Origin of the sequence: Stenotrophomonas maltophilia (genome assembly GCF_006970445.1) — a bacterium.
In the GTDB taxonomy this organism is placed as follows: Bacteria; Pseudomonadota; Gammaproteobacteria; order Xanthomonadales; family Xanthomonadaceae; genus Stenotrophomonas; species Stenotrophomonas maltophilia_AU.
The window spans coordinates 3,759,240-3,781,027 of sequence record NZ_CP033877.1 but is presented as its reverse complement, the minus strand read 5'-3'; the positions used below and the strand labels follow the sequence as shown (position 1 = coordinate 3,781,027).

The window sequence follows — 21,788 nt, the reverse complement described above, 5'->3', positions numbered from 1 at the left end:
ACTGCCATGCCCCTGCCCGACCTCAACCTGCTGCTCGCCCTGGATGTCCTGCTGGACGAAGGCAGCGTCGCCGGAGCGGCTCGGCGCATGAATCTGAGCGCGCCGGCCATGAGCCGAACGCTGGGCCGGATCCGCGACGCGTTGGGCGACCCGGTGCTGGTACGCGCCGGTCGCGGCCTGGCGCCGACGCCGCGCGCGCTGGAACTGCGCGAGCAGGTACGCGATGTGATCGAGCAGGCCCATCGGGTGTTCAACGATGGGCGTGAGGTGGACATCCAGACCCTGGAACATACCTTCAGCATCCGCGCCAACGACGTGTTCATCGGCAGCTACGGCGGCCGCCTGCGGGAAGTGTTCCGCCAGCAGGCGCCAGGCTGCACGCTGCGGTTCATGCCCGAAGGCGATACCGACGACGACGCGATGGTGCAGGGGCGGATCGATCTGTATATCAGCACCGCCGGCAAGCATACGCAGGAAACCAAGGTGCAGAACCTGTTCACCACGGCACTGCTGGGCGCTGCGCGCAAGGATCATCCGCTGTTCGACGGCGATATCACCGCCGAACGGTTTGCCGCCTGTGACCACATCGCCGTCTCGCGGCGCGGCATCGCGCATGGGCCGATCGACGACGAACTGGCACAGCTGGGCCTACAGCGGCGGGTGGCGATGGTCATCCCCACCTTCCACGGCGCGATCTTTGCTGCAGCCGCCTCGGACCTGGTGCTGCCGCAGATGCCCAGCGTGATGCTTGATCGCATCGCCTACATGGGGCTGCCACTGCGCATGTTTCCGTTGCCTGTGCCAGTACGCACGGTGGCGCTGGTGCAGGCCTGGCATCCGCGTATGGACAACGACCCGGCGCACCGCTGGCTGCGCCGTGCGATCAAGAGCATGTGCGACGCCGACGCTGTGTAGCGCCGCGCGTGCGCAACTGCATCGAAGGACGTGCCAACCTCCGGTCGGCACTCTCGAAGCGTCGCGCCGGGCAACTGGGATCACCCGTGCGTCCAGCGCACGCCTGACATCGCGATCACGCCATTTGTTGCAGTAGTCGGCCGACCTAGACTGCGCTCCCCACATTCACGGAGCGCACGCCATGTCGCTTCACCTGCCGTGCGCTGCACGGATCGGCCCGCATCGATGAGCGCGATCACCCTGCCGCAGGCCCCGGTCCCATCCTCGGCCGCGCCGCTTGCCCCCACCTTCGATCGCCGCATCGTGGTCGGCTTGTGCGGCGTGCTGCTGGTGGTGTTGCTGTCGGGCTTCAACGAAAACGTCACCAAGGTCGCGCTGGCCGACATCCGCGGCGCGATGGGATTCAGTGCCGATGACGGCAACTGGATCACCGGCATCTACAGCGCCATGTCGGTCAGCGCGATGGCCTTCGCTCCCTGGTGTGCGGCCACCTTTTCGCTGCGCCGCTTCGGCCTGGTGATGATCGCCGCCTTCATGGTGCTGGGCGTGCTGTGCCCGCTGGCGCCGAACCTGCCGACCTTCCTGCTGCTGCGTGCATTGCAGGGCCTGGCCGGTGGTGCGTTGCCGCCGCTGCTGATGAGCGTGGCGCTGCGCTTCCTGCCGCCGGGCATCAAGTTGTATGGCCTGGCGGGCTACGCGCTCACCGCAACATTCGGGCCGAGCATGGGCACGCCGCTGGCCGCGCTATGGGTCGAGCACGCGGGTTGGCAGTTCGCGTTCTGGCAGATCGTGCCGTTCTGCATGGCCGGCATGGTGATGGTCGGCTGGGGCCTGCCGCAGGACCCGGTGCGCCTGGAGCGCTTTGCCCAGTTCAACGGCGTGGGCCTGGCCCTGGGGCTGCCGGCGCTGGTGATGCTGGTGCTGGGCCTGACCCAGGGCGCACGCCTGAACTGGTTCGATTCACCGCTGATCGCGGTGCTACTGGGCGGCGGCACCGGCCTGCTGGCGTTGTTCTTCATCAACGAGTGGTTCCACCCGCTGCCGTTCTTCAAGCTGCAACTTTTGGCCCATCGCAATCTCAGCTATTCGCTGGTCACCTGCGTGGGCGTGTTGTTCGTACTGCTGGCGGTCATCGCCATCCCCTCCGGTTTCCTGGCCAGCGTGCAGGGCTACCGCCCGCTGCAGACCGCGCCGATGTTGTTGTGGGTGGCGCTGCCGCAGGCGATTGCGTTGCCGCTGGTGGCTGCGCTGATGAACCAGCGTGCGGTGGATTGCCGCTGGGTGCAGGCGGCCGGGCTGCTGCTGCTGGCGGCGGCGTGCTTCATGGGGGCACATCTGGATGTGCAATGGAACCGCGACACCTTCCTGTGGGTGCAACTGCTGCAGGTCGTGGCGCAGCCAATGGCGGTATTGCCGTTGCTGCTGTTGGCGACCACCGGCCTGGCGCCGCAGGACGGTCCCTATGCCTCGGCCTGGTTCAACACCGTGAAAGGCTTTTCGGCGGTGTTTGCCGGTGGCGTGCTTGATGCGGTCGGACAGTCACGGCGCCACCTCCATTCCACCGCGCTGGTCGACCACCTGGGCAACCAGCCGTGGTTGTCCGCCAGCGCCGATCTGCCCGCGCGCCTGCACGCTCAGGTACAGGCGCTCACCTCGGCGGATCTGTACTGGCTGGTCGCGCTGGTGTCCCTGGGCTGCCTGCCGCTGCTGCCGTGGGCCACCCGTGTCCATCCGCCACGTGCCGTGGCCTGACCCTCACCCGTAAGGACTCCCCCATGAGCCTCAACAAGACAACCCTCAACACCGGCCTTGTCCTGGGCGTGCTGGCCCTGGCGATCGGCAGCTGGCTGCTGCTGCGCGACTCGCGCTACCAGCGCACCGACAACGCCTACGTCAATGCGGATTTCACCGTGGTCGCACCGAAGGTGGCCGGCTTCGTCAGTGCCGTGGAGGTGGAAGACAACCAGTCGGTGAAGGCCGGCGACGTGCTCGCCCGCATCGACGACCGCGACTACCAGGTGGCCCTGCAGGCAGCCCGCGCCGACCTCGCCAATGCCCGTGCACAGCTGGCCAACGCACAGGCTGCACTGGCCCAGCAGGACTCGCTGATCGAGCAGGCCAGGGCCAGTGTCGATGTCAGCCGGTCCGAACTGACCCTGGCCAGCGCCGACCAGCAGCGCTACCGCGAACTGGCCCGCGACGGCGCCGGTACCGTACAGAACGCGCAGCAGGCGCAATCGAAGCAGGCCGTGGCCAGTGCCCATCTGCAGCAAGGCCAGGCCGCACTGTCGACCGCACGCCAGCGCACCGACATCCTGACCGCCGGCGTGCAGGCCGCGCAGGCGGCGGTGCAGCGCGCAGAAGCGGCGCAGGCACGCGCCGAACTGGATCTGTCGCACACCGTGCTGCGCGCGCCGATCGATGGCATGGTCGGTCGTCGTGCAGTGCGCGTGGGTGCCTACCTGACCCCGGGGACGCCGGTGGCTGCGGTGGTGCCGCTGAAGCGCGCCTTCGTGGTCGCCAACTTCCAGGAAACGCAGATGACCCGCATGCAGGCCGGCCAGCAGGTCGAACTGAAGGTGGACGTGTTCCCAGGCACGCCGCTGCGCGGGCACATCGACAGCATCGCGCCGGCCACCGGCGTCACCTTTGCAGCCGTCGCGCCGGAAAACGCGACCGGCAACTTCACCAAGGTGGTGCAGCGTATTCCGGTGAAGATCGTGCTGGAGCCGGGCCAGCCGCTGCTGGACCAGCTGCGTGCCGGCATGTCGGTGGAAGCCAGCGTTGACCTGGGCAGCCGCGCACGCGCACAGAGCGTGCAGCACGGACCGGGCCACAAGGGCGGGGAGGGCGCATGAGCGCCGCCACCGTGTTCCGCACCATCGTTGCGGCCACCCTGTGCACGGCCCTGGCTGCCTGCACGATGGGTCCGGACTTCGTACGCCCGCAGGCGGAGCTGCCCGGCCACTGGCAGGGTGAGGCTGTCGCCGGCAACGCCATCGATCGGGACGCCGCATGGTGGGCCGGTTTCGACGATCCGCTGCTGGGGCAGCTGGCCAACCAGGTGCTGGCGGCCAACCTGGATCTGCAGCTGGCGGCCAACCGGGTGCAGCAGAGCCGAGCTGCACGCGGCATCACCGCCGCCGATCGCCTGCCCAGCGTCAGCGCGAGCGCCAGTGGCGTGCGTGCACGCAACAGCGAAGTGGGCCTGAACGATCCGTCCGGCAACGGCGGCCGTGATGACTACGGCCTGTTCCAGGCCGGTATCGGCTTGAGCTGGGAGCTGGACCTGTGGGGCCGCGTGCGCCGCCAGGTGGAAGCGGCCGACGCGCGCGTGCAGATGGCCGAGGAAGATGCACACGCGGTGCGCACCGCGCTGCTGGCGGAAACCGCGCGTGACTACCTGCAGCTGCGTGCGACGCGGCAACTGCTGGCGATCACCGAGGACAACCTCAGCATCGCCCACGACATCAAGCGGCTGACCGAAGCACGCCAGCGCCAGGGCGTGGCCAGCACGCTGCAGGTGTCCAGTGCGGCCGCGCAGGTGGCATCGCTGCAGGCCCGCATTGCGCCGCTGCGGCATCGCGAATCCCAGCTGCGCAACGCGCTGGCGTTCCTGCTGGCACAGCCGCCGCAGGCGCTGGACGCGCAGCTGCAGGATGCACGCCGTGATTGGCCGGCGTTGCCAGCGGTGGCGGTGGGTCTGCCGAGTGAACTGGCCGAGCGTCGCCCGGACATCCGTCGTGCCGAAGCGGCACTGCATGCTGCAACGGCCGGCATCGGCGTGGCCAAAGCCAGTTTCCTGCCGCGCATCACCTTGAATGGCGACGCTGGTTTCCAGGCCAAGCAGCTCGATGATCTGGACGGTTGGAACGCGCACCGTTTCAGCATCGGGCCGTCGATCAGCCTGCCGATCTTCCAGGGCGGAAGGCTGAAGGCCAACCTCGCGCTGAGCCGGCTGCAGCAGCAACAGTCGTCGCTGCAGTTCCGCCGTACGGTGTTGCAGGCCTGGCATGAGGTGGACGATGCCATGGATGGCTACAGTGCCGAGCAGCAGCGCACTGTGCAGCTGCATGTGGCGGTGGACGAGAGCGAGACCGCACTGAGCGCGGCGCGCCGGCAGTACCAGGCCGGCGTGGTCGACATGCTGGATGTGCTGACCACCCAGCGCATCGCGCTGGACAACCAGGCCGCGCTCGCCAACAGCCAGGCCACGGCCGCGATCGCGCGGGTGGAGCTGTACCGCGCGCTGGGCGGCGGCTGGTAGTGCCGGCCGCTGGCCGGCACCTCCATGGATGTTGCGGTTGCCGGCCAGCGGCCGGCACTACCGTGTGCCCCGGTAGTTGCCAACCTTGGTTGGCAGCTTTTTTAAGAAGCGCCAACCAAGGTTGGCATCTACCAGAACGGGGCCTCAACGCACGTCGCGCAGTTCCCAGTGGTGGCCGGCCAGCAGGCGCAGGCGCTGCTTGAACACGTCACTGTCGATGCGGGTGGTGGCGACCAGGTTGATGCGCAGATCCTTCTGCTCGCCGGTCACGGTGGCCTCCGGATCGGTCACGCCCCATTGCGGTTCCACCGCATCCGGGTCGGGTTGCTTGGCCTTCCAGCGCTCGAACAGCGTGCCGCTGCGCAGGGCGTCCTGCAGCTCCTCGGCGAAACCGGCGGCGCCCTGCGAATGGAAGGACAGGTCAGGGTCGTTGCCGCGGGCCTTGGACGGGTCGGGCAGGCTGATGTGGTACTGCGCAGGCATGGAGTTCTCCTTGAAGTGCGGCAAGGCTGGCACAGTCGCGGTGGAATCGATGTGCAGATTCCGGCCGTGGCCAGCGCTCATTCGAACCGATGCGGCCCATCGGCAAAGCCCACGGTGACCGCGCCCTTGCCGACGTTGACCATGCCGGTCAGGCTCATCACCGATTCGTACACGGTCACGCCATGGCCGGCGCAGACTTCCTTCATCTGTGTATAGCCGGGCAGGGTGCGCAGCTCGTCCAGTTCGCCGCCGTAGCTGACGCACACCGTGGGCGTCATCAGCCCGGCCCGCACGCGCTGGCCGACCACCGCGAACAGCTTCTGCACGGCACTGTCGAAGCCCTTGATCTTGGCCACCGGCCCGGTCTCGCCCCGGTAACCGTGCAGCACCGGCTTGATGTCCAGCGCACTGCCCAGCGCCGCGCTGAGCAGGCCGACGCTGCGGTCACCCTTGTGCCGTGCGCGTGCGCGCATGTAATACAGGTCGCGGGTGATCATGTAGCCGTGCACGTTGCCGGCCAGTTCTTCCAGCCGTTCGCGGATCTGCTGCACGCTGGCGCCACTGTCACGCAGGCGAACCGCCTCCACCGCGGTCACGGCCTGCGCGGCGAACAGGTTCTGGGTATCGAGCACGCGCAGCGCGAACGGCGAGTTGTAGCCCGCTGCCTGCCGCACCGGCTTGTAATCGTTGAGGATGGCGAAGCTGGCCTGCAGCGCGTTGTCGTGGATCGGGCTGCGGGTCTTGGTGATGGTCATGCAGAACACGTGGTCGTAATCGATCACCAGCTGCTGCAGGAACAGGTCGCGGATCTGGTTGACGCTGAAGGGGATGGTCTCCGCTTCGGCGCCATGTTCGGCCACATGCGCGTGCAGGAAACTCAGGGTGGCCTGCTCATCGCGATGATCGGCCAGCACGGCTTCGCCGATCCGTACGGTGATCGGCAGCAGCACGATGTTGTGCTCGGCAATGAAGTCCTGCGGCAGGTCGCAGGCCGAGTCGACGACGATTCCGATGCGCATCCGCGGCTCCCCCTCCAGGGCGGTTGTAGGTTCGGAAACGTGAAATCTATCTCAAAACCTGGCGTGGCGCGCGAGGGAAACGCGCCACGCCCTGTTCAGCGACTGCGCTGCACAGCCACCGGGAGCTCGGCCAGGCGCTGCCATTCGGGCTGCTGCAGCAGTTCCGGGTCGGCCAGCACCGCTGCCATCAGCGGATGGGCGTCATTGCCCCAGAACAGCTCGTCATCGATGGCCAGGGTGGGTACGCCGAACACGCCGGCAGCGATGGCCGCCTCGGTGTTGCGCCGCAGTTGCTCCTTGACCGCCGGGTCGGCGATGGCACTGGCGACATCCTCGATACCCAGCTGCGCAGCCGGTTCGCGCAGGGCCTCAGGGCTGTCGGCCGCATGGCCCTCGCGCCATATCCAGTCGAACAGCACGTCCACCGCCTGCACGCTGGCACCGGCTGCCAGGCACAGGCGCAGCGCCGACAACGGGTTGAACGGGTGGCCCGGCGGGAACCGCAGCGGTGTGCCTTCGGCCTGCGCAGTCCACAGCAGCTGGCGGTAGATGAAACGGCGCTTGGCCGGAATCTCGGCCGGCCCGAGGTTGCCCAGGTGATGCAGCACGGCACCGAAGGCGATCGGCACGGTCTGGATCTGTGCGAACTGGGGCAGCTGCTTCAGCTTCTGCCAGTGCAGGTAGGAGTACGGCGAGATGAAGTCGAAATACCAGCGCAGCGTAGCCATTGCAGAGGTTCCTGTTCGGAGAGGACGCAGGTCGCGGACGCGCGGCAGATGCCGCAGCCACCCTCAATCTACCTGCCGGGGCCGTTGGAGATGCCTGCGAGGTGCGCGGATTGCAGCATTGCGTGGTTGGAATCCAACCAAGCGCCGCGTCCTTGAATGTGGACGCGAAGGGGGGGGCCACCCCCACCGGCTGTACGGCCGGAAGGGGCGCGGTTCCACTCAAGGCTGCGCGTTGCGCTGCAGGTAGCGGTCGCGCAGCTCGGTCTGGCGCGAGCGCATCGGCATCGCCCGGCCGCCCAGCCAGACCTGCTCGGCATAGTGCGCTACGTCCAGCGGGTCGCCCTCCCACAGCACCAGGTCGCCACGCTTGCCCGGCTCGATGCTGCCGATCTGGTCGGCCACGCCGAACGCCTGCGCCGGTACCCGGGTCAGGCCGGCCAGACCGTCGGCCCAGGGCAGGCCATTGGCCACGGCATTGCCCGCCAGCTGGCGCATCTTGCGTGCGTTGTGCGAGGCGTCGCCACGTTGCACGAACGAAACCGCCACGCCGGAACGTTGCAGGCGTGCCGCATTTTCCAGCGTGGCACCGATCTGGTCGAAGCTGGCCGGCAGGTTGGACAGCACATCGACGAACACCGGCACCTGCGCGGCCGCCAGCTCCGGCGCCAGCTGCCAGGCTTCGCTGCCACCGGCAATGGCGATCTTCACCTTTTCGCGGGCGGCCCAGCGCAGCAGCTGGCGTATGTCCGCCGCGCGGTCCACCTCCACCACGATGCGGCCCTGGCCCGCCAGGTACCTGCCCAGCGTGCGGCGCCCGGCCGGCGTCAGCAGCGCATGCGGTGAGTCCGCAGCGACCTGGCCACGCGCCTCGTCCACCATCTGCTGCAGCAGCATCCATTGCGCCGCGCGCGAATGTCCGGTCAGCTCCACCGCCGCCGAGCCCAGGCGCAGGAACAGCGCGCGCGGCCCGAGTGGATCGGCGCTGCCGTCCAGCCGCATCACGCCGCCCTGGCCTGCAACGAAGCCGCCACCGGTGGCGGCCCCCAGGGCGGTGAAGCCGATGCCGTCCAGGCGCGCCACCGGGATCAGCACCGAGGCCGGGTTGTAGGCCAGGGTGACATCGAATTCGGGGCGCAACGGCTGTTCGCCGATCTTCAACGTGCTGTCGACCGTACTCGCTTCACCGGAAACCTCTTCGATGCCGATCTCGGTGATGCCACCGAACAGCGCCGGCGTCAGCGGGCGGCCATCGGCCTCGATCACGCTGGCCCCGGCCGGGGCGGACAGCCCGCTGCCGACCGCGCGGATGATCCCGCCCTGCACCAGTACGTCGGCGTGCTGCAGGCTGCCGCGCGCGCCGGCGGTATGCACGGTGGCGTTGCGCACCAGCAGGTCCTGCGCCTGTGCGGATGCGGAGATGCAGGCCAGCACCATGAGCGTAGCGCCAAGCCATGCCCGGCGACGCTTGTTCAACGCGCCCATCAGTGCACCTCCTGGCCAAGCTGGAAATCGGAACGTGGTGTCGCCGCCGGTGCGCGGCGGTCGTACAGCCTGCGGCCATCGATGAAGACCTGCTCAGCCAGTGCGTACGAACTGAAGGGGTTGCCATTCCACACCACCACATCGGCCATCTTGCCGGCCTCCAGGGTGCCGGTCTGGCCTTCAATGCCCAGCGCCTTGGCGGCGTTGGCGGTCATCCAGGTGATGGCGTGTTCGGGGGTGATCTCCGGCATGTGCGCGCGGCGCGCAGCGGCGATCACCTTGGCCGCTTCCTGGTTCAGGCGCTGGATGCCTTCGGGTGAATCGGAATGGACGATGGCGCAGCTGTTCTTCGGCCGGTCGACCAGTGCGATGTTCTCCGGAATGCCGTCGAAGGCTTCCATCTTGAAGCCCCACCAGTCGGCCCACAGCGCACCACAGACGCCGTCGGCGGCCAGCCGGTCGGCCAGCTTGTAAGCCTCCACGCCGTGGTGGAAGCCGGCCACCTTGAAGCCGAATTCCTTGGCCAGGTCGAGCATGGTGGCCATCTCGTCGGCACGGTAGCAGTGGATATGCACGCGGATGTCGCCTTCGATCGCGCCGGCCAGCGTGTCCAGTTTGAGATCGCGCTTGCCGCCGGCATCACCGGCGCTGTCGCCCTTGTCGCTGCCGAACCAGCCCGTGCGCTTGGCCGGCTTGGGTTTGTTCTTGGCGATGTAGTCGGCGGCGTCGATGAAGGCGGCGCGGTAGGCGGCAACATTGCCCATCCGCGTGGCCGGCGCGACGCCCTTGCCTTCGCCGTAGACCCGCTTCGGGTTCTCGCCGCAGGCCATTTTCAGCCCCCACGGTGCGCCGGGAAACTTCATCGCCTGGTAGGTGATGGCCGGTACGTTCTTCAGGGTCACGCCACGGCCACCGACCAGGTTGGCCGAGCCCGGCAGCACCTGCATGCTGGTCACGCCGCCGGCCAGTGCGGTGGCGAAGCCCGGGTCCTGCGGCCACACCGAGTGTTCGGCCCAGACGTTGGCGGTGACCGGCGCGGTCATCTCGTTGCCGTCGCTGTGCGCGCCGACGCCCGGGCTGGGATACACGCCCAGGTGCGAGTGCACGTCGATCAGGCCCGGGGTGACCCACTTGCCCTGCGCATCGATGCGGGTGACACCGGCATCGGCCTGCAGCCGGGGCCCGACGGCAACGATACGGCCATCGCGCAGCAGCACGTCGGCGTTGTCCAGGCGTTGGCCGGTGCCGGTCAGCACGGTGGCGTTCTGGATCAGCACCGGCGCATCGGGATGCGCCTGGTAGGTGCTGGGGTACGGATCGGCAACGAAGCGCGAGGCGCCCACCGCCGGTGCCGTGCTCAATGAAAGCAGCGCCAGTGCCACCCCGGCGCGCAACAACGTCGATGCCATGCAGTTCCCCTTGCGGCGTGATCCAACCGCCGACGCTAGCCGGGCGCTGGCGGGCTGCCAAGTGACCTTCTTCACAGGCCGGTCGCCGACGGCTCGACGGCACCGCCCGGCTGGCCGAAAATAGCCGGTCCCCACGCCGTACCGGACCGCCCATGAAGAGCAAGCAGGAAATCGTCGACAACTGGCTGCCGCGTTATACCGGCGTGCCCCTGGACCAGTTCGGCCAGCACATCCTGCTGACCAACTTCGGGGGCTACCTGCATACCTTTTCCGAGCTGACCGGCGCCCCCGTCATCGGCCTGGACCGGCCGATGGCCAGTGCCACCATCGACGGCATCACCATGATCAACTTCGGCATGGGCAGCCCCAATGCCGCGATCATCATGGACCTGCTGTCGGCGGTGATGCCCAAGGCGGTGCTGTTCCTGGGCAAGTGCGGTGGCCTCAAGCGCAAGAACCAGCTGGGTGACCTGGTGCTGCCGATCGCGGCGATCCGCGGCGAGGGCACCTCGGGCGACTACCTGCCGCCGGAAGTGCCGGCCTTGCCGGCGTTCGCGCTGCAGCGTGCGGTCTCGACCATGATCCGCGACCTCGGCCACGACTACTGGACCGGCACCGTCTACACCACCAACCGCCGGGTCTGGGAGCACGACGAGGCCTTCAAGGAGCGGCTGCGGGCGATGCGCTGCATGGCCATCGACATGGAAACCGCCACCGTGTTCGCGGCCGGCTTCGCCAACCACATCCCCAGCGGCGCGCTGCTGCTGGTATCGGACCAGCCGATGATCCCCGATGGGGTCAAGACCGAGGCGTCCGATGCCAAGGTCAGCTCCCAGTTCGTGGAAAACCATATCCAGATCGGTATCGAGGCGCTTAAGCTTATCCGGCGCAACGGCAAGTCGGTCCGCCACCTGCGCTTCGACGAATGATGATGATGGCCTGGCGCGGCGCGCCGGCCCTGGGGAGTAGGTGATGGATGTTGCCGCGCAAGTGGTGGATTTCTGGAAAGAGGCGGGCCCTGCGAAGTGGTTCGCCCGCGACGACGCGTTCGACGCGCAGTTCCGCCAGTTGTTCCTGGATGAGCATTTCGCGGCCGCTTCGCGTGCGCGTGAACACTGGCTGGGCAGTGCCGAGGGCGCACTGGCGCTGATGCTGCTGCTGGACCAGTTCCCGCGTAATTGTTTCCGCGGTAGCGCCCATTCCTATGCCACCGATGGCCTCGCCCGGCACTACGCCATGCGCGCCATCGAGGAAGGCCTGGACCTGCAGCTGGTGCCCAAGCTGCGCGCCTTCATCTACCTGCCGTTCGAGCACTCCGAGGACCCGCTGGACCAGGACCGTTCGGTGGCGATGTTCGATGTGCTGGGCGACAAGGAATACCTTCAGTACGCCGAGCTGCACCGCGACATCATCCGCCGCTTCGGTCGCTTCCCGCACCGCAACGCCGTGCTGGGGCGTATTCCCTCGCCGGAGGAACTGGACTACCTGGCCGAAGGCGGTTTCGCCGGCTAAGAAAAAGGGGACGGAGGGGATTAAGTCGTTTGTGGCAAAACGACTTAATCCCCTCCGTCCCCTTTTTCAGTGTCGATCAGTACTTCGGCACGCCGTTGTCGACGTCTTCCGACCAGGCATTGATGCCGCCGGTGACGTTGAACACCTTGGTGAAGCCCAGGGTGCGGAACTGCTCGGCGGCCTGCGCGCTGCGGCCACCGTGGTGGCACATGAAGGCCAGCGCGGTGTCCTTGGGCAGGGCTTCCAGCGCGGCGCGGCCGGTGCCGTCGAAGGTCTTGAACGGCACGCCCACGGCGGCGATTTCACGCTCGTCGGCCGGGCGCACGTCCACCAGGGTGATGTTGCCGGCACGCACCAGGTCGTCGGCATCGCGCACGCTGATTTCCTGCACCGGCTTGGGCGCATTCGGGTTGTCGATGGCCAGGCCCTTGCCACGGATGTCGTCCACCCAGTCGATGGTGATGCCGTTGGCGCGACGGGCGCTGGCCAGGTCGAACTGCACGCGCAGGCCGTTGGACTCGGCGGCGATGGCGCCTTCGTCGTGCGGGGCCAGCTGGAAGTTCGGCTGGAAACCGGCGTCGATGGACAGCTGCAGGGCCGCGCCCGGGGCATCGGCCAGCGCGCCCTTGAGCATTTCCACGGCTGCCGGGGTGACGGTGATGCTCGGCGGGGTACGGTCCGGCGCAGCCAGGCCCAGCACGCTGCTCAGCTCGCCGCTGGCGGCCATCTGCAGCACGATGTCGCTGCCGCCGACCAGTTCGCCGTCGATGTACAGCTGCGGGATGGTCGGCCAGTCGCCATAGGCCTTGATGCCTTCACGGATTTCCTGGTCGGCCAGCACGTTGACGTGGGCGAACTCGACGCCGAGGTCCTGCAGGGCGCCCACGGCCTTGGCCGAGAAGCCACACTGCGGCATCGACGGCTGGCCCTTCATGAACAGCACGACGCGGTTGGCGTTGAGGATGGATTCGATGCGCGAACGCAGGGCGGTATCGAGGGACATGGACGTCGGGGTTCCGGGAATTCGAATCATCAATTCTAACCCTCATGGCATCATGGGGGATGAGCAACGCAGGAACATTGCATCGCATCCCGACCCGCCCCTGGCGCTGGCTGCCCTGGCTGGTGGCGTCGCAGCTGGTTGTGATCCTGGTCTGGGCCCTGGCCGGCTGGCACTGGGGGCTGCCGCTGATGGTGGCCAGCCACGCACTGTTCATGGTGCCGGTGTTCCTGCCCAACAGCCGTTTCTACGCGCCGGTGCTGAGCCGGATGCCGGATGCCGGCAACAGCGTCTGGTTGACCATCGATGACGGTCCTGGCCCGGAGACCCGTGCGGTGCTCGACCTGCTGGACCGCCACCAGGCCCGCGCCACCTTCTTCCTGGTGGGCGAGCGTGCACTGGCGCAGCCGGACCTGGTGCAGGAGATCCTGCGCCGCGGCCACGACCTGGGCAACCACAGCCACAGCCACCCGCAGGCACGCTTCTGGCGGTTGGGCCCGGCGGCGATGCGCACCGAGATCGAGGGCTGCCAGCATGCCCTGCAGGCGGTGAGCGGCCGCCCGGTGCGCTGGTACCGTTCGGTGGTGGGCATGACCAATCCGTTCGTGGCACCGGTACTGCAGCGGCTGGGCCTGGTCCGGGTCGGCTGGAGCGCGCGCGGCTTCGACGGTATCGGCTGCACGGTGCAGGGCGTGCTCGACCGGCTGCTGCCGGACCTGCGCCCGGGCGCCATCGTGCTGCTGCATGAGGGTGCCGCCCACGGCCACAACCTGGCGATCATCGAGCGCGTGCTGCAGGCGCTGGACGAGCGCGGGCTGAAGGCCCAGCTGCCGGCCCTGTAACTCCGGGTTCTGGTCGCTTGGAGCAGCCGGGCATGGGCTCGGCATTACTGCGCAGGGCGTTCGGCCACCAGTAGCCAGCTGTTGAAGGGCGTGCGTCCATGCAGGGGGCGCGGCGCTGTCACCTGCAATCCCGCTTCGGTCAGTGTCGCCTGCAGCACCTGCGGGTCGGGATAGTGGCGCGGTCGCGTGCCCATCCAGCCGACCAGCCAGGCCAGCCGATCCGCCACCCGGGTGGTGCGGTCGCGGCCATCGCCGGTGGCCAGCGGCGTGCGCAGCAGCAGGCGGCCGCCGGGAGCGACCCGTGCGCTGGCCGCACGCAGCAGTGCCTGCTGTGGGCCCGCATCCAGGTACTGCAGCACATCCAGCAGCAGGACGTGCCCGGCCTGCGCCGGTAGCGGCGCCTGCACGTCCAGGCAATCGAAGCGCACATCGAGCAGGCCGGTGGCGGCACGCTGGGCGCGGCGGATCTTGCCGGCGTCCACGTCCACGCCGAGGTAGGGTTGGGCGCCACCGCGCTGGCGCAGTACATGGGCGAACAGGCCCAGCCCGCAGCCCAGGTCCAGCAACGCCCGTCCGTCGTCGGGCAGATGCTGCAGAACGCCGTCGTACAGCGGGTCGCTGCCGAGCTTGCCGCGGGTGTAGTAGTAGTCGCGGCGGCTGCCCCAGGCCTGTGCCGGGCGGAACGCCTCGGCGATCGCGCGGGCCTGCGGGGCGGTCAGCGGTGTGCAGGGCAGGGGCGAGCCGTTCCGTGGCGTGCCATCCATCGCCTCAGTCCGTTCCGCCGAGCAGGTGTGCGGCGACCGGCAGCGCGCGTGCGCTCCACAGCGCGTACATCCGCGCCGACGGGTGCAGGCCGTCCTCGGCGATCATCGCCGGGTCGTTACCGTGGTCACGGCTGATGTCGGTGATGTCGACGAAGGCCACGCCCTGCTGGGTGCTGATCACCTCGGCGGCCGCATTGAATTCGTCGGTCTCGATCTCGATGGTGGCCAGGTCGCGGCCACTGCCGGCACCGAACGGCGTCGCGCCCCAGTCGGGGAAGGACAGCACCAGCACACGCGCGGGGCGACCACCGGCAAAGCCGATCGCCCGCTGCAGCAGGGCCTCGAACTGGAGGCGGTACTCGTCCAGCGGGCGGCCGCGGTACTGGTTGTTGACGCCGATCAGCAGGCTGACGAAATCGAACGGGCCCTGCGGTGCGGCCGCATCGATGCCAGCGTCCAGTTCGTCGGTGGTCCAGCCGGTGGTGGCGATGGTCTGTGGGTCGGCCAGCGCCACGTCCTGCGCACGCAGGGCGGCGGCGAGCTGGTGCGGCCAGCGGCCTTCGACCGCAACGGCTTCACCGATGGTGTACGAGTCGCCCAGCGCCAGGTAGGACAGCGCCACGGCTCAGGCCACCGAACGGCGTGGCTTCAACGGTACGACCTTGGTCGCGTCCTCGGCGCGGCGGGCCAGCACGCGGTCGATGCGGGCGAACACATCGCGCATCACCGAGGCTTCCGGCAGCAGGGTCACGCGGAAATGATGGCGGTAGGGCACGTTGAAGCTGGAACCCGGTACCACCAGCACGCCTTCGTTGTTCATCAGGTCCAGCGCGAAGTTGTGGTCGTCAAAGCCCTTGGCGGCAGCACCGACCACCGCCGGGAACGCATACAGCGCGCCGGCCGGCGCGACCAGCGACAGGTGCTCGCTGGCTTCGCAGGCTTCGATCACCGCGCGGCGGGTTTCATACAGGCGGCCACCGGGGGTGCACAGTTCGGAGATGGTGTCCGGGCCGTTCACCGCGGCCTCGATGGCGTACTGGCCCGGCACGTTGGCGCACAGGCGCAGCGCGCCGAGCAGGTCCAGCGCGGCGCGGAAGTCGCCCAGGCGCGCATCGTCGCCGCTGAGGTGGGCCCAGCCCACGCGCCAGCCGCAGGCACGGTGCACCTTGCTCAGGCCGCTGAAGGTCAGGCACGGGTGGTCGCCGGCCAGCGGCGCGACCGGCTGGAACACCGCATCGTCGTACAGGATCTGGTCGTAGATCTCATCGACCAGCAACAGCAGGTTGTGGCGTCGTGCGATCTCGACCACGCGCTCCAGCAGTTCGCGCGGGTAGCTGGCGCCGCTGGGGTTGTTCGGGTTGATCAGCACGATGGCGCGGGTACGTGACGACACCAGCGTCTCGATCTCGCTCGGGTCCGGCTGGAAGCCGTTCTCGGCGGCGCAGCGGTAGTACACCGGGCGGCCATCGTTGAGGATGGTCGAGGCCGACCACAGCGGATAGTCCGGCGAAGGCACCAGCACTTCATCGCCCGGATTGAGCAGCGCGCGCAGCGACAGGTCGATCAGCTCGCTGACGCCGTTGCCGACGAACATGCGGTCCGGGTGTGCATCCGGTGCGCCACGGCGGGCGTAGTAATCGGCGATGGCCTCGCGTGCCACCGGCAGGCCCTGCTGGTGGGTGTACGGGTCGGTGCGGCCCATGTCGTCGGCGATCGCGCGCTGCAGGTGCTCGGGCGCGCGGAAACCGAAGTTGCCCGGATTGCCGATGTTGAGCTTGATCAGCTTGCGGCCCTGCGCCTCCAGCTCCCGGGCTCGCCGCGCCAGTTCTCCGCGGATTTCGTAGCGCACTTCGGAAAGGCGCTCGCGGATGGCCAGGGGCTTGGGCGAGATGGTGGACATGGGGGCTGGGCCGTCAAAAGGCATGGGGATTCCATCCTACCGGAATTGCTGCAGTGCATGGCAAGGGCTCCGGGCTTGTCATTGCTGGGCTGGCAGGGGGCGGTCACAGGTAGAATGGCGGCGATGACCCAGACCCCCGATTTCATCGCCCTGCAGACCATCGGCTGGCCCTGGCCGGGCCCGGCGCAGCAGGCCGACTGGCAGGCCGTGATGGCCGCGCACCCGCAGGCCCGCCCGGCGCGGGTGATCGAACAGCACCGTACCCACTACGTGGTTGCCGATGGCCCGGATGCGGCGATCAAGGCCGAGTCGCTGCCGGAATGGCAGCGACCGCGCTTCCCCAGCCACGAGCGGCCGGCCGTGGGTGACTGGGTGCTGCTGGACGGCATCCGCATCGTCGCGCTGCTGCCACGCCGCACCGCGATCAAGCGTGGCGCCGCCGGTGAGCACTACCACCAGCAGGTGATCGCGGCCAACATCGATACGGTGTTCATCGTCTGCGGCCTGGATGCCGACTTCAATCCGAGGCGCATCGAACGCTATCTGCTGCTGGTCGGCGGTGGTGGTGCCGAACCGGTGGTGGTGCTGACCAAGGCCGACCAGACCGAGTACAGCGAGGATGCGCTGGCGGTGCTGGAAGAGCTGGAGATGCAGGGCATCGCGCTGCATGCGATCAATGGCCTGGATGCCGACAGCGTAGCCGTGCTGCAGCCGTGGCTGGGCCCGGGCCGCACGGTGGTGCTGGTGGGTTCGTCGGGTGCCGGCAAATCCACGCTGACCAACACCCTGCTCGGCGAGCAGCGAATGAAGACCAACGCGGTGCGCGCCAACGATTCGCGTGGCCGCCACACCACCACCCACCGCGCGCTGATGCCGCTGCCGATGGGCGCCTGCCTGATCGACACTCCCGGCATGCGCGAGTTGAAGCCGACCGGCGAAGAAACGCTGTCCGAAGGTGGCTTCGCCGACATCGAAGCGCTGGCCGCACAGTGCCGCTTCAACGACTGCAAGCACCAGCAGGAACCGGGCTGTGCTGTTCGCGCAGCGATCGACGCTGGCGAGATCGAAGAGAGCCGGCTGCTGAACTACTTCAAGCTGAAGGAAGAAGTGGCTGCCGCTGCCGCCAAGCTGGCGGTTCGCCAGGCCGAGACCGCGCAGGAGCGCGGCGGCAAGAAGGGCAAGGGCCAGCAGTTCCGCCCGGCTGGCAAGCCGCGCCGGCGCTGATCGGTACCGCAGGGTCGGATCCCATTGCGCCGCAATGGGCTCTGACCCCTGCAATGAACCCGCCTCTGCCCGCTTCGGGCAGGTGCCAACGGCCGGCGCCTGGTAGGTGCCAACCTTGGTTGGCACGGATGTGTTCGAAGCCCGCCGCCGGCGGATGCCAACCCAGGTTGGCACCTACCAACGCGCGGGCAGGGCGTTATAGTCCGCGCATGGAACCGACCGCGACGCTGGACCGTGAGGTGGCCCACCATGCAGCGCTCGATGCGCGCCTGGTCGAGGCCGTGGGAGGCATCCGCCTGCTGGGCCTGACCAGCTGGCCGGCAACGCTGCAGGCACCGTTCCTGGACAGCGTGGCGCGTGGCCAGCCGGTGCTGCCGAAGGTGGATTACCCACGGCTCGACTTCAGCGAAGAACGCCGTGCGTTGGCCGCGATCGCTGCCGACTGCGATGAAGGCCATCCGCTGGGCCACTACGTGCGGCAGTCGGCGCAGAGCTGGGACCTGGCCGCGCAGCTGCTTGAGGGGCTGGGTACCGCCGCCGTTGATACCTGTTCGGTGCAGCTGTTCGGTGCGCCGGAGCAGCCGCTGCCGGGCAATGGCCCGAGCACGCGCGAAGCGGCGCGGCACTTCATCCAGATTGCCGCCGAACTGGACCACGAACTGCTGGCGCCGGAGGAGCAGGTGCCGGTCTCGGCCATCGCACTGCAGCTGCAGTTGCAGAACGATCTGGACGCTTTCTTCGAATCACGCATCATCCAGGTGCAGCTGGATCCGGAGCTGGTGTCCAAGGCCGCCGCCGGCCCGACCCGCATCCGCCTGCGTACCAGCGCGCGCTTCAGTGCCTACGACCGCGCGCAGCTGTTCCACCATGAAGCGCTGGTGCATTCGCTGACCGCGTTGAACGGCCGCGAACAGCCGGTGTTGCCGAGCCTGGCATTGTCCTCGCCACGGGTGACGGCAACCCAGGAAGGGCTGGCCACTTTCGCCGAACAGATCACCGGCAGCATCGACATCGAGCGCCTCAAGCGCATCAGCCTGCGTACCGAAGCGATTGCCATGGCACGCGAAGGCGCCGATTTCATCGAAGTGTTCCGCTACTTCTGCGATGCCGGGCAGAACGCGGAAGAGAGCTTCGCTTCGGCGCAGCGCGTGTTCCGCGGCGTGCCGCCCAGTGGCGGCCTTGCCTTCACCAAGGACACGGTGTACCTGCGCGGCCTGGTGTCGGTGCACACCTTCTTCCGCCACATGCTGGCCGAGGATCGCCTGCAGGTCTGCCGCTGGTTGTTTGCCGGCAAGATGAGCCTGGCCGATGCGATTGCATTCGCGCCGCTGTTCGAGGCGGGAGTGCTGAAGCCGCCGCGCTGGCTGCCGCACTGGGTGAGCCGGGCGAACGGCCTGGCCGGCATGCTGGCGTTCTCGCTGTTTGCCAACCGGATACGGATGGACCAGCTGGCGCCGGAATGAAATGCGTTGGCGGCCTGTGGCGTCTCGATTGATATCGGGGAGAGCGGGGGGCTTGCGCTGGCCAGGACACGCCGCAAGTACGTCCCTGTAGGCTCGGCCACGGCATCCATGCCGTAGACGGTCCTAGCCAGCGCAAGCCCCCCGCTCCAGACAATTTCCCGCGAGACGGCCAGCAGTCCACCAGAGGGATTGCGCTTGAAGAGCTTGAAAAGCAAAGAGCCGGGCATTGCCCGGCTCTTTGCTTTTGCTCTTCTTTGCCCTCCGCACCGTGGCGCGGGAAACCGTCGAGCAGGGTCGGATGGGCCGGCGCAGGACCGTTGGCGCCATGGATGGCGCCATCGAGCCCCCATGGATGGGTTTACGGCGTGTCCTGCGCCGGCCCATCCGGCCCTGCCCCGCGACGATAATCAAGACGCCGCGGGGCAACGCTTTCGACCTAGAACTCCGCCGCCACCGTCATGAACAGCTGCCGCGGTGCGCTCGCATGGATCGCATAGCGCGTGCCCTTCGGATCGGTCGGTGCGAACGAGCTCAGCTGGCCGGCGTAGCGCTTGTTGGTCAGGTTGGTCGCGTTCAACGACACCCGCACGTTGCGCAGGCCCAGGCCCGGGCCGAAATCGTAGCCCGCACCGGCGTCGAAGGTGGTCACGCCCGGCACCGACTGGTCGTTGGTGTAGGTGTAGTAGCGCTTGCCGGTGTACTTGGCACGCAGGCTGGCGAAGAAACCGTCGCGGTTCCAGCTGATCTCACTGGAGGCCATGCGCTGCGGCGTATCCACCGTGATCTTGCCGGCCACCGGCACCACCGCGCCGCCGGACAGGTAGTCGTCCTCGTAGGTGGTCTTGTTCCAGGACAGCGCGTTGTACCACTGCAGGCCATCGATCGGCTTGAAGATGAAGGTCAGTTCTGCGCCGTAGCTCTTCACCGAACCGACGTTGATGAAGCGCGTCACGCACTCCGGACGCGTGCCGACCTCGATGCTCGAGCACGGGTTCAGCGACAGCAGGCGGTTGTCGAACTTGACGTTGTAGGCCGCGATCGACGCCTGGTACTTCTCGCCGAAGGTACGGAAGCCGGCTTCCAGGCTCTTGGACTTCTCCGGCTCCAGCCCGGCGCTGGCCGCGAACGATTCCGGCGACACCTGCAGCGGGCCGCCGCTGCCACCGCCGACGAAGGCGGCGATGTTCTCGGCGTAGGAGGCAAACAGCTCATTGTTGGCGTTGAGCTTGAAGCCCAGGCCCACCTGCGGCAGCACCGATTCCTTGGCGGTCAGCGTGCCTGATGCAATGCTGGTTTCCACACCGGGCTGCGCGGTGGCGCGCATGCGGGTGTTGGGGCTCTTGATGCCCACGTCCACGGTCAGGCGCTGGTCCAGGAAGCGCATGCGGTCCTGCACGTAGAACTGGCGCGTGCGGATGTCGAAGTCCTGGTTGAACAGCAGGCGGTCCGGGTTCTTCAGGTACAGGTCGTCCAGGAACGGGCCGCTGATGTAGTAGAAGTTGCGCGACACGTTATGGTCGTTCTGCTCGTACCACAGGCCGGCTTCCAGCTCGTGGATGCCCACCGTCCACGACAGTGCGGCGGTCAGGCCATCGCGGTTGATCGTGTAGTTGGTGCTGCGGATCGAGATCGGCAGCATCTTGTCGGTGCCCGGGTAGGACGGCTGGCCCGGTGCCCACCAGTGGCCCTGGCCACGGTTGTCGTGATGGTAGGCCAGCAGCTTCAGGCGGCCCTGCTCGCCCAGGCGCAGGTCGGCATCGACCGAGTACAGGTTGTCGTCGCGCAGCGCACGGCTCTGGTAGTACGCATCGTCGATGCTGTTGACGCCGCCGCTGAACGCGCAGCGCGCCTTGTTGTAGGTGCCCGGCGCGCAGTACGCGGCAGCGACGGCGCGGTCCCAGTCCGGCGCGTAGATGTTCCAGTCATAGCCCAGGCCGCGGGCCAGCATGTCCTTGGACAGGTATGCGTAGTTGGCCTGGCTGGCGCGCGAGGTCGCCACGAACGCACCGAAGCGGTGGTCGCCGACATTCCACACCGCCTTGGCATTGAACTGGCGGGTGGTCTGGTTCTGGTACGGCGCGGCCCACATGTCCTGGTCCTGGTGCACGCCGGACACATAGGCCGAGAAGCCGTTGATGTCGCCGGTGTCCACGCGCAGATAGCCACGGCGCTGGCTGTTGTCGCCGACGGTGACGCTGGCGCGGCCACCGAATTCGGTGGACGGGTCCATCGAGAAATACTGGATGGTGCCACCCAGGTTGCTGGTCGAGGCCACGCCCAGCGAGCCGATGCCCTGCGACAGTTCGGCGCCAGCCAGGTTCTCGGCGATGATCGCGCGGGAAATGCTCAGGCCGTTGTAGTTGCCGTAGCTGTTGTCGCCCAGCGGGATGCCGTCCAGCGTGTAGCCGAGGCGGCTCTTGTCGAAGCCACGCAGGCTGATGGTCTGCGATTCCTCGTTGGCACCGAAGGCATCATTGGACTGCACCGACACGCCCGGCAGGCGGTCGAGGATCTTCTGGCCACTGGTGCCAGGCGGCAGCACCTGCTTGTCGACGGTGGTGATGCGCTGCACCTGGCGGGTCTCGCCCTGGCCGATCACGGAGACGGTATCCAGCGTCTGCGCGCTCAGCGCGGCATCGGTGCTGGCGCCGGTATCGGCGGTGGTGGCGGCGTGGGCGCTGGCGGCGGCGGAGAGCGCGATCGCCACGGCGATCGTCAGGTGTCGGGTCTGCATGGTGGTCCGTTGCATTGGGGGTGGTCACCGGCACGGGTGCGCGGTG

The 21,788-nt window shown here is 68.0% G+C and carries 19 protein-coding genes; 9 read left to right on the top strand and 10 right to left on the bottom strand.

The features are described 5' to 3' along the window. Nucleotides 1-6 precede the first annotated feature (6 nt). The 4 genes from EGM71_RS17295 (at nucleotide 7) to EGM71_RS17280 (ending at nucleotide 5,182) form a co-directional block, all read left to right on the top strand. Nucleotides 7-915 (top strand): LysR family transcriptional regulator, encoded by a 909-nt coding sequence (locus EGM71_RS17295; protein WP_075676271.1) that lies wholly within the window; start codon nucleotides 7-9, stop codon nucleotides 913-915. A 225-nt stretch (nucleotides 916-1,140) separates the two neighbouring features. After that, the gene (locus EGM71_RS17290; RefSeq protein WP_223224490.1) at nucleotides 1,141-2,667 is read left to right on the top strand and encodes an MFS transporter; all 1,527 of its coding nucleotides are present in this window, start codon (nucleotides 1,141-1,143) and stop codon (nucleotides 2,665-2,667) included. 23 nt (nucleotides 2,668-2,690) lie between these two features. Continuing rightward, complete coding sequence (locus EGM71_RS17285) at nucleotides 2,691-3,773, top strand: HlyD family secretion protein (protein WP_188485950.1); 1,083 nt, start codon at nucleotides 2,691-2,693, stop codon at nucleotides 3,771-3,773. Further along, a complete protein-coding gene (locus tag EGM71_RS17280; protein WP_188485948.1) occupies nucleotides 3,770-5,182 on the top strand; it encodes an efflux transporter outer membrane subunit in 1,413 nt (470 codons plus the stop codon). Before EGM71_RS17285 ends, EGM71_RS17280 begins: the two co-directional genes overlap by 4 nt. Before the next feature lie 144 nt (nucleotides 5,183-5,326). On the opposite strand, the gene EGM71_RS17275 is transcribed toward EGM71_RS17280, so the two are convergent. From EGM71_RS17275 to EGM71_RS17255, 5 genes are all read right to left on the bottom strand, one after another. Beyond that, the gene (locus tag EGM71_RS17275) at nucleotides 5,327-5,665 is read right to left on the bottom strand and encodes a hypothetical protein (protein ID WP_071305891.1); all 339 of its coding nucleotides are present in this window, start codon (nucleotides 5,663-5,665) and stop codon (nucleotides 5,327-5,329) included. Between the two features lie 77 nt (nucleotides 5,666-5,742). Then, nucleotides 5,743-6,684: a DegV family protein gene (locus EGM71_RS17270; protein ID WP_188485946.1), complete on the bottom strand. Its 942-nt coding sequence runs from the start codon at nucleotides 6,682-6,684 to the stop codon at nucleotides 5,743-5,745. Between the two features lie 95 nt (nucleotides 6,685-6,779). Further along, nucleotides 6,780-7,412: a 2-hydroxychromene-2-carboxylate isomerase gene (locus EGM71_RS17265; RefSeq protein ID WP_188485944.1), complete on the bottom strand. Its 633-nt coding sequence runs from the start codon at nucleotides 7,410-7,412 to the stop codon at nucleotides 6,780-6,782. Nucleotides 7,413-7,631: 219 nt separating this feature from the next. Next, entirely contained in the window at nucleotides 7,632-8,894 is a 1,263-nt protein-coding gene (locus EGM71_RS17260; RefSeq protein ID WP_188485942.1) for an amidohydrolase family protein, read from the bottom strand. Further along, complete coding sequence (locus EGM71_RS17255; RefSeq protein ID WP_188485941.1) at nucleotides 8,894-10,303, bottom strand: amidohydrolase; 1,410 nt, start codon at nucleotides 10,301-10,303, stop codon at nucleotides 8,894-8,896. Before EGM71_RS17255 ends, EGM71_RS17260 begins: the two co-directional genes overlap by 1 nt. 152 nt (nucleotides 10,304-10,455) lie before the next feature. Here EGM71_RS17255 and EGM71_RS17250 point away from each other — a divergent pair, with 152 nt between their 5' ends. Both EGM71_RS17250 and EGM71_RS17245 read left to right on the top strand, forming a co-directional pair. Beyond that, nucleotides 10,456-11,232 (top strand): AMP nucleosidase, encoded by a 777-nt coding sequence (locus tag EGM71_RS17250; RefSeq protein WP_005414446.1) that lies wholly within the window; start codon nucleotides 10,456-10,458, stop codon nucleotides 11,230-11,232. 43 nt (nucleotides 11,233-11,275) lie between these two features. Beyond that, a complete protein-coding gene (locus EGM71_RS17245; RefSeq protein WP_075676279.1) occupies nucleotides 11,276-11,815 on the top strand; it encodes a DUF924 family protein in 540 nt (179 codons plus the stop codon). 76 nt (nucleotides 11,816-11,891) lie between these two features. Here the strand turns inward: EGM71_RS17245 and grxD are convergent, their stop codons facing one another. Continuing rightward, the gene (grxD, locus tag EGM71_RS17240) at nucleotides 11,892-12,818 is read right to left on the bottom strand and encodes a Grx4 family monothiol glutaredoxin (protein WP_188485939.1); all 927 of its coding nucleotides are present in this window, start codon (nucleotides 12,816-12,818) and stop codon (nucleotides 11,892-11,894) included. Between the two features lie 59 nt (nucleotides 12,819-12,877). On the opposite strand from grxD, the gene EGM71_RS17235 reads away from it, so the two are divergent. Next, on the top strand, nucleotides 12,878-13,657 hold the full coding sequence (locus EGM71_RS17235; RefSeq protein WP_188485937.1) for a polysaccharide deacetylase family protein: 780 nt from the start codon (nucleotides 12,878-12,880) through the stop codon (nucleotides 13,655-13,657). Between the two features lie 44 nt (nucleotides 13,658-13,701). On the opposite strand, the gene EGM71_RS17230 is transcribed toward EGM71_RS17235, so the two are convergent. The 3 genes from EGM71_RS17230 to EGM71_RS17220 are packed head-to-tail and all read right to left on the bottom strand — an operon-like array spanning nucleotide 13,702 to nucleotide 16,321. Continuing rightward, nucleotides 13,702-14,421: a class I SAM-dependent methyltransferase gene (locus EGM71_RS17230; protein WP_188485935.1), complete on the bottom strand. Its 720-nt coding sequence runs from the start codon at nucleotides 14,419-14,421 to the stop codon at nucleotides 13,702-13,704. A 4-nt stretch (nucleotides 14,422-14,425) separates the two neighbouring features. Further along, entirely contained in the window at nucleotides 14,426-15,043 is a 618-nt protein-coding gene (locus EGM71_RS17225; RefSeq protein ID WP_188485933.1) for an SGNH/GDSL hydrolase family protein, read from the bottom strand. 3 nt (nucleotides 15,044-15,046) lie between these two features. Further along, nucleotides 15,047-16,321, bottom strand: coding sequence for a pyridoxal phosphate-dependent aminotransferase (locus tag EGM71_RS17220; RefSeq protein ID WP_188485931.1), 1,275 nt, complete (start codon nucleotides 16,319-16,321; stop codon nucleotides 15,047-15,049). A gap of 114 nt (nucleotides 16,322-16,435) precedes the next feature. On the opposite strand from EGM71_RS17220, the gene rsgA reads away from it, so the two are divergent. Both rsgA and EGM71_RS17210 read left to right on the top strand, forming a co-directional pair. Further along, on the top strand, nucleotides 16,436-17,545 hold the full coding sequence (rsgA, locus tag EGM71_RS17215) for a ribosome small subunit-dependent GTPase A (RefSeq protein WP_188489879.1): 1,110 nt from the start codon (nucleotides 16,436-16,438) through the stop codon (nucleotides 17,543-17,545). Between the two features lie 209 nt (nucleotides 17,546-17,754). Beyond that, nucleotides 17,755-19,008, top strand: a complete 1,254-nt coding sequence (locus EGM71_RS17210; protein WP_188485929.1) for a flavohemoglobin expression-modulating QEGLA motif protein — start codon at nucleotides 17,755-17,757, stop codon at nucleotides 19,006-19,008. A 436-nt stretch (nucleotides 19,009-19,444) separates the two neighbouring features. Here EGM71_RS17210 and EGM71_RS17205 read toward each other — a convergent pair whose 3' ends face one another. Next, nucleotides 19,445-21,742 carry a TonB-dependent receptor gene (locus tag EGM71_RS17205; RefSeq protein ID WP_188485927.1) on the bottom strand — a complete coding sequence of 766 codons (2,298 nt, stop codon included), beginning with the start codon at nucleotides 21,740-21,742 and terminating at the stop codon, nucleotides 19,445-19,447. Nucleotides 21,743-21,788: the final 46 nt, after the last annotated feature.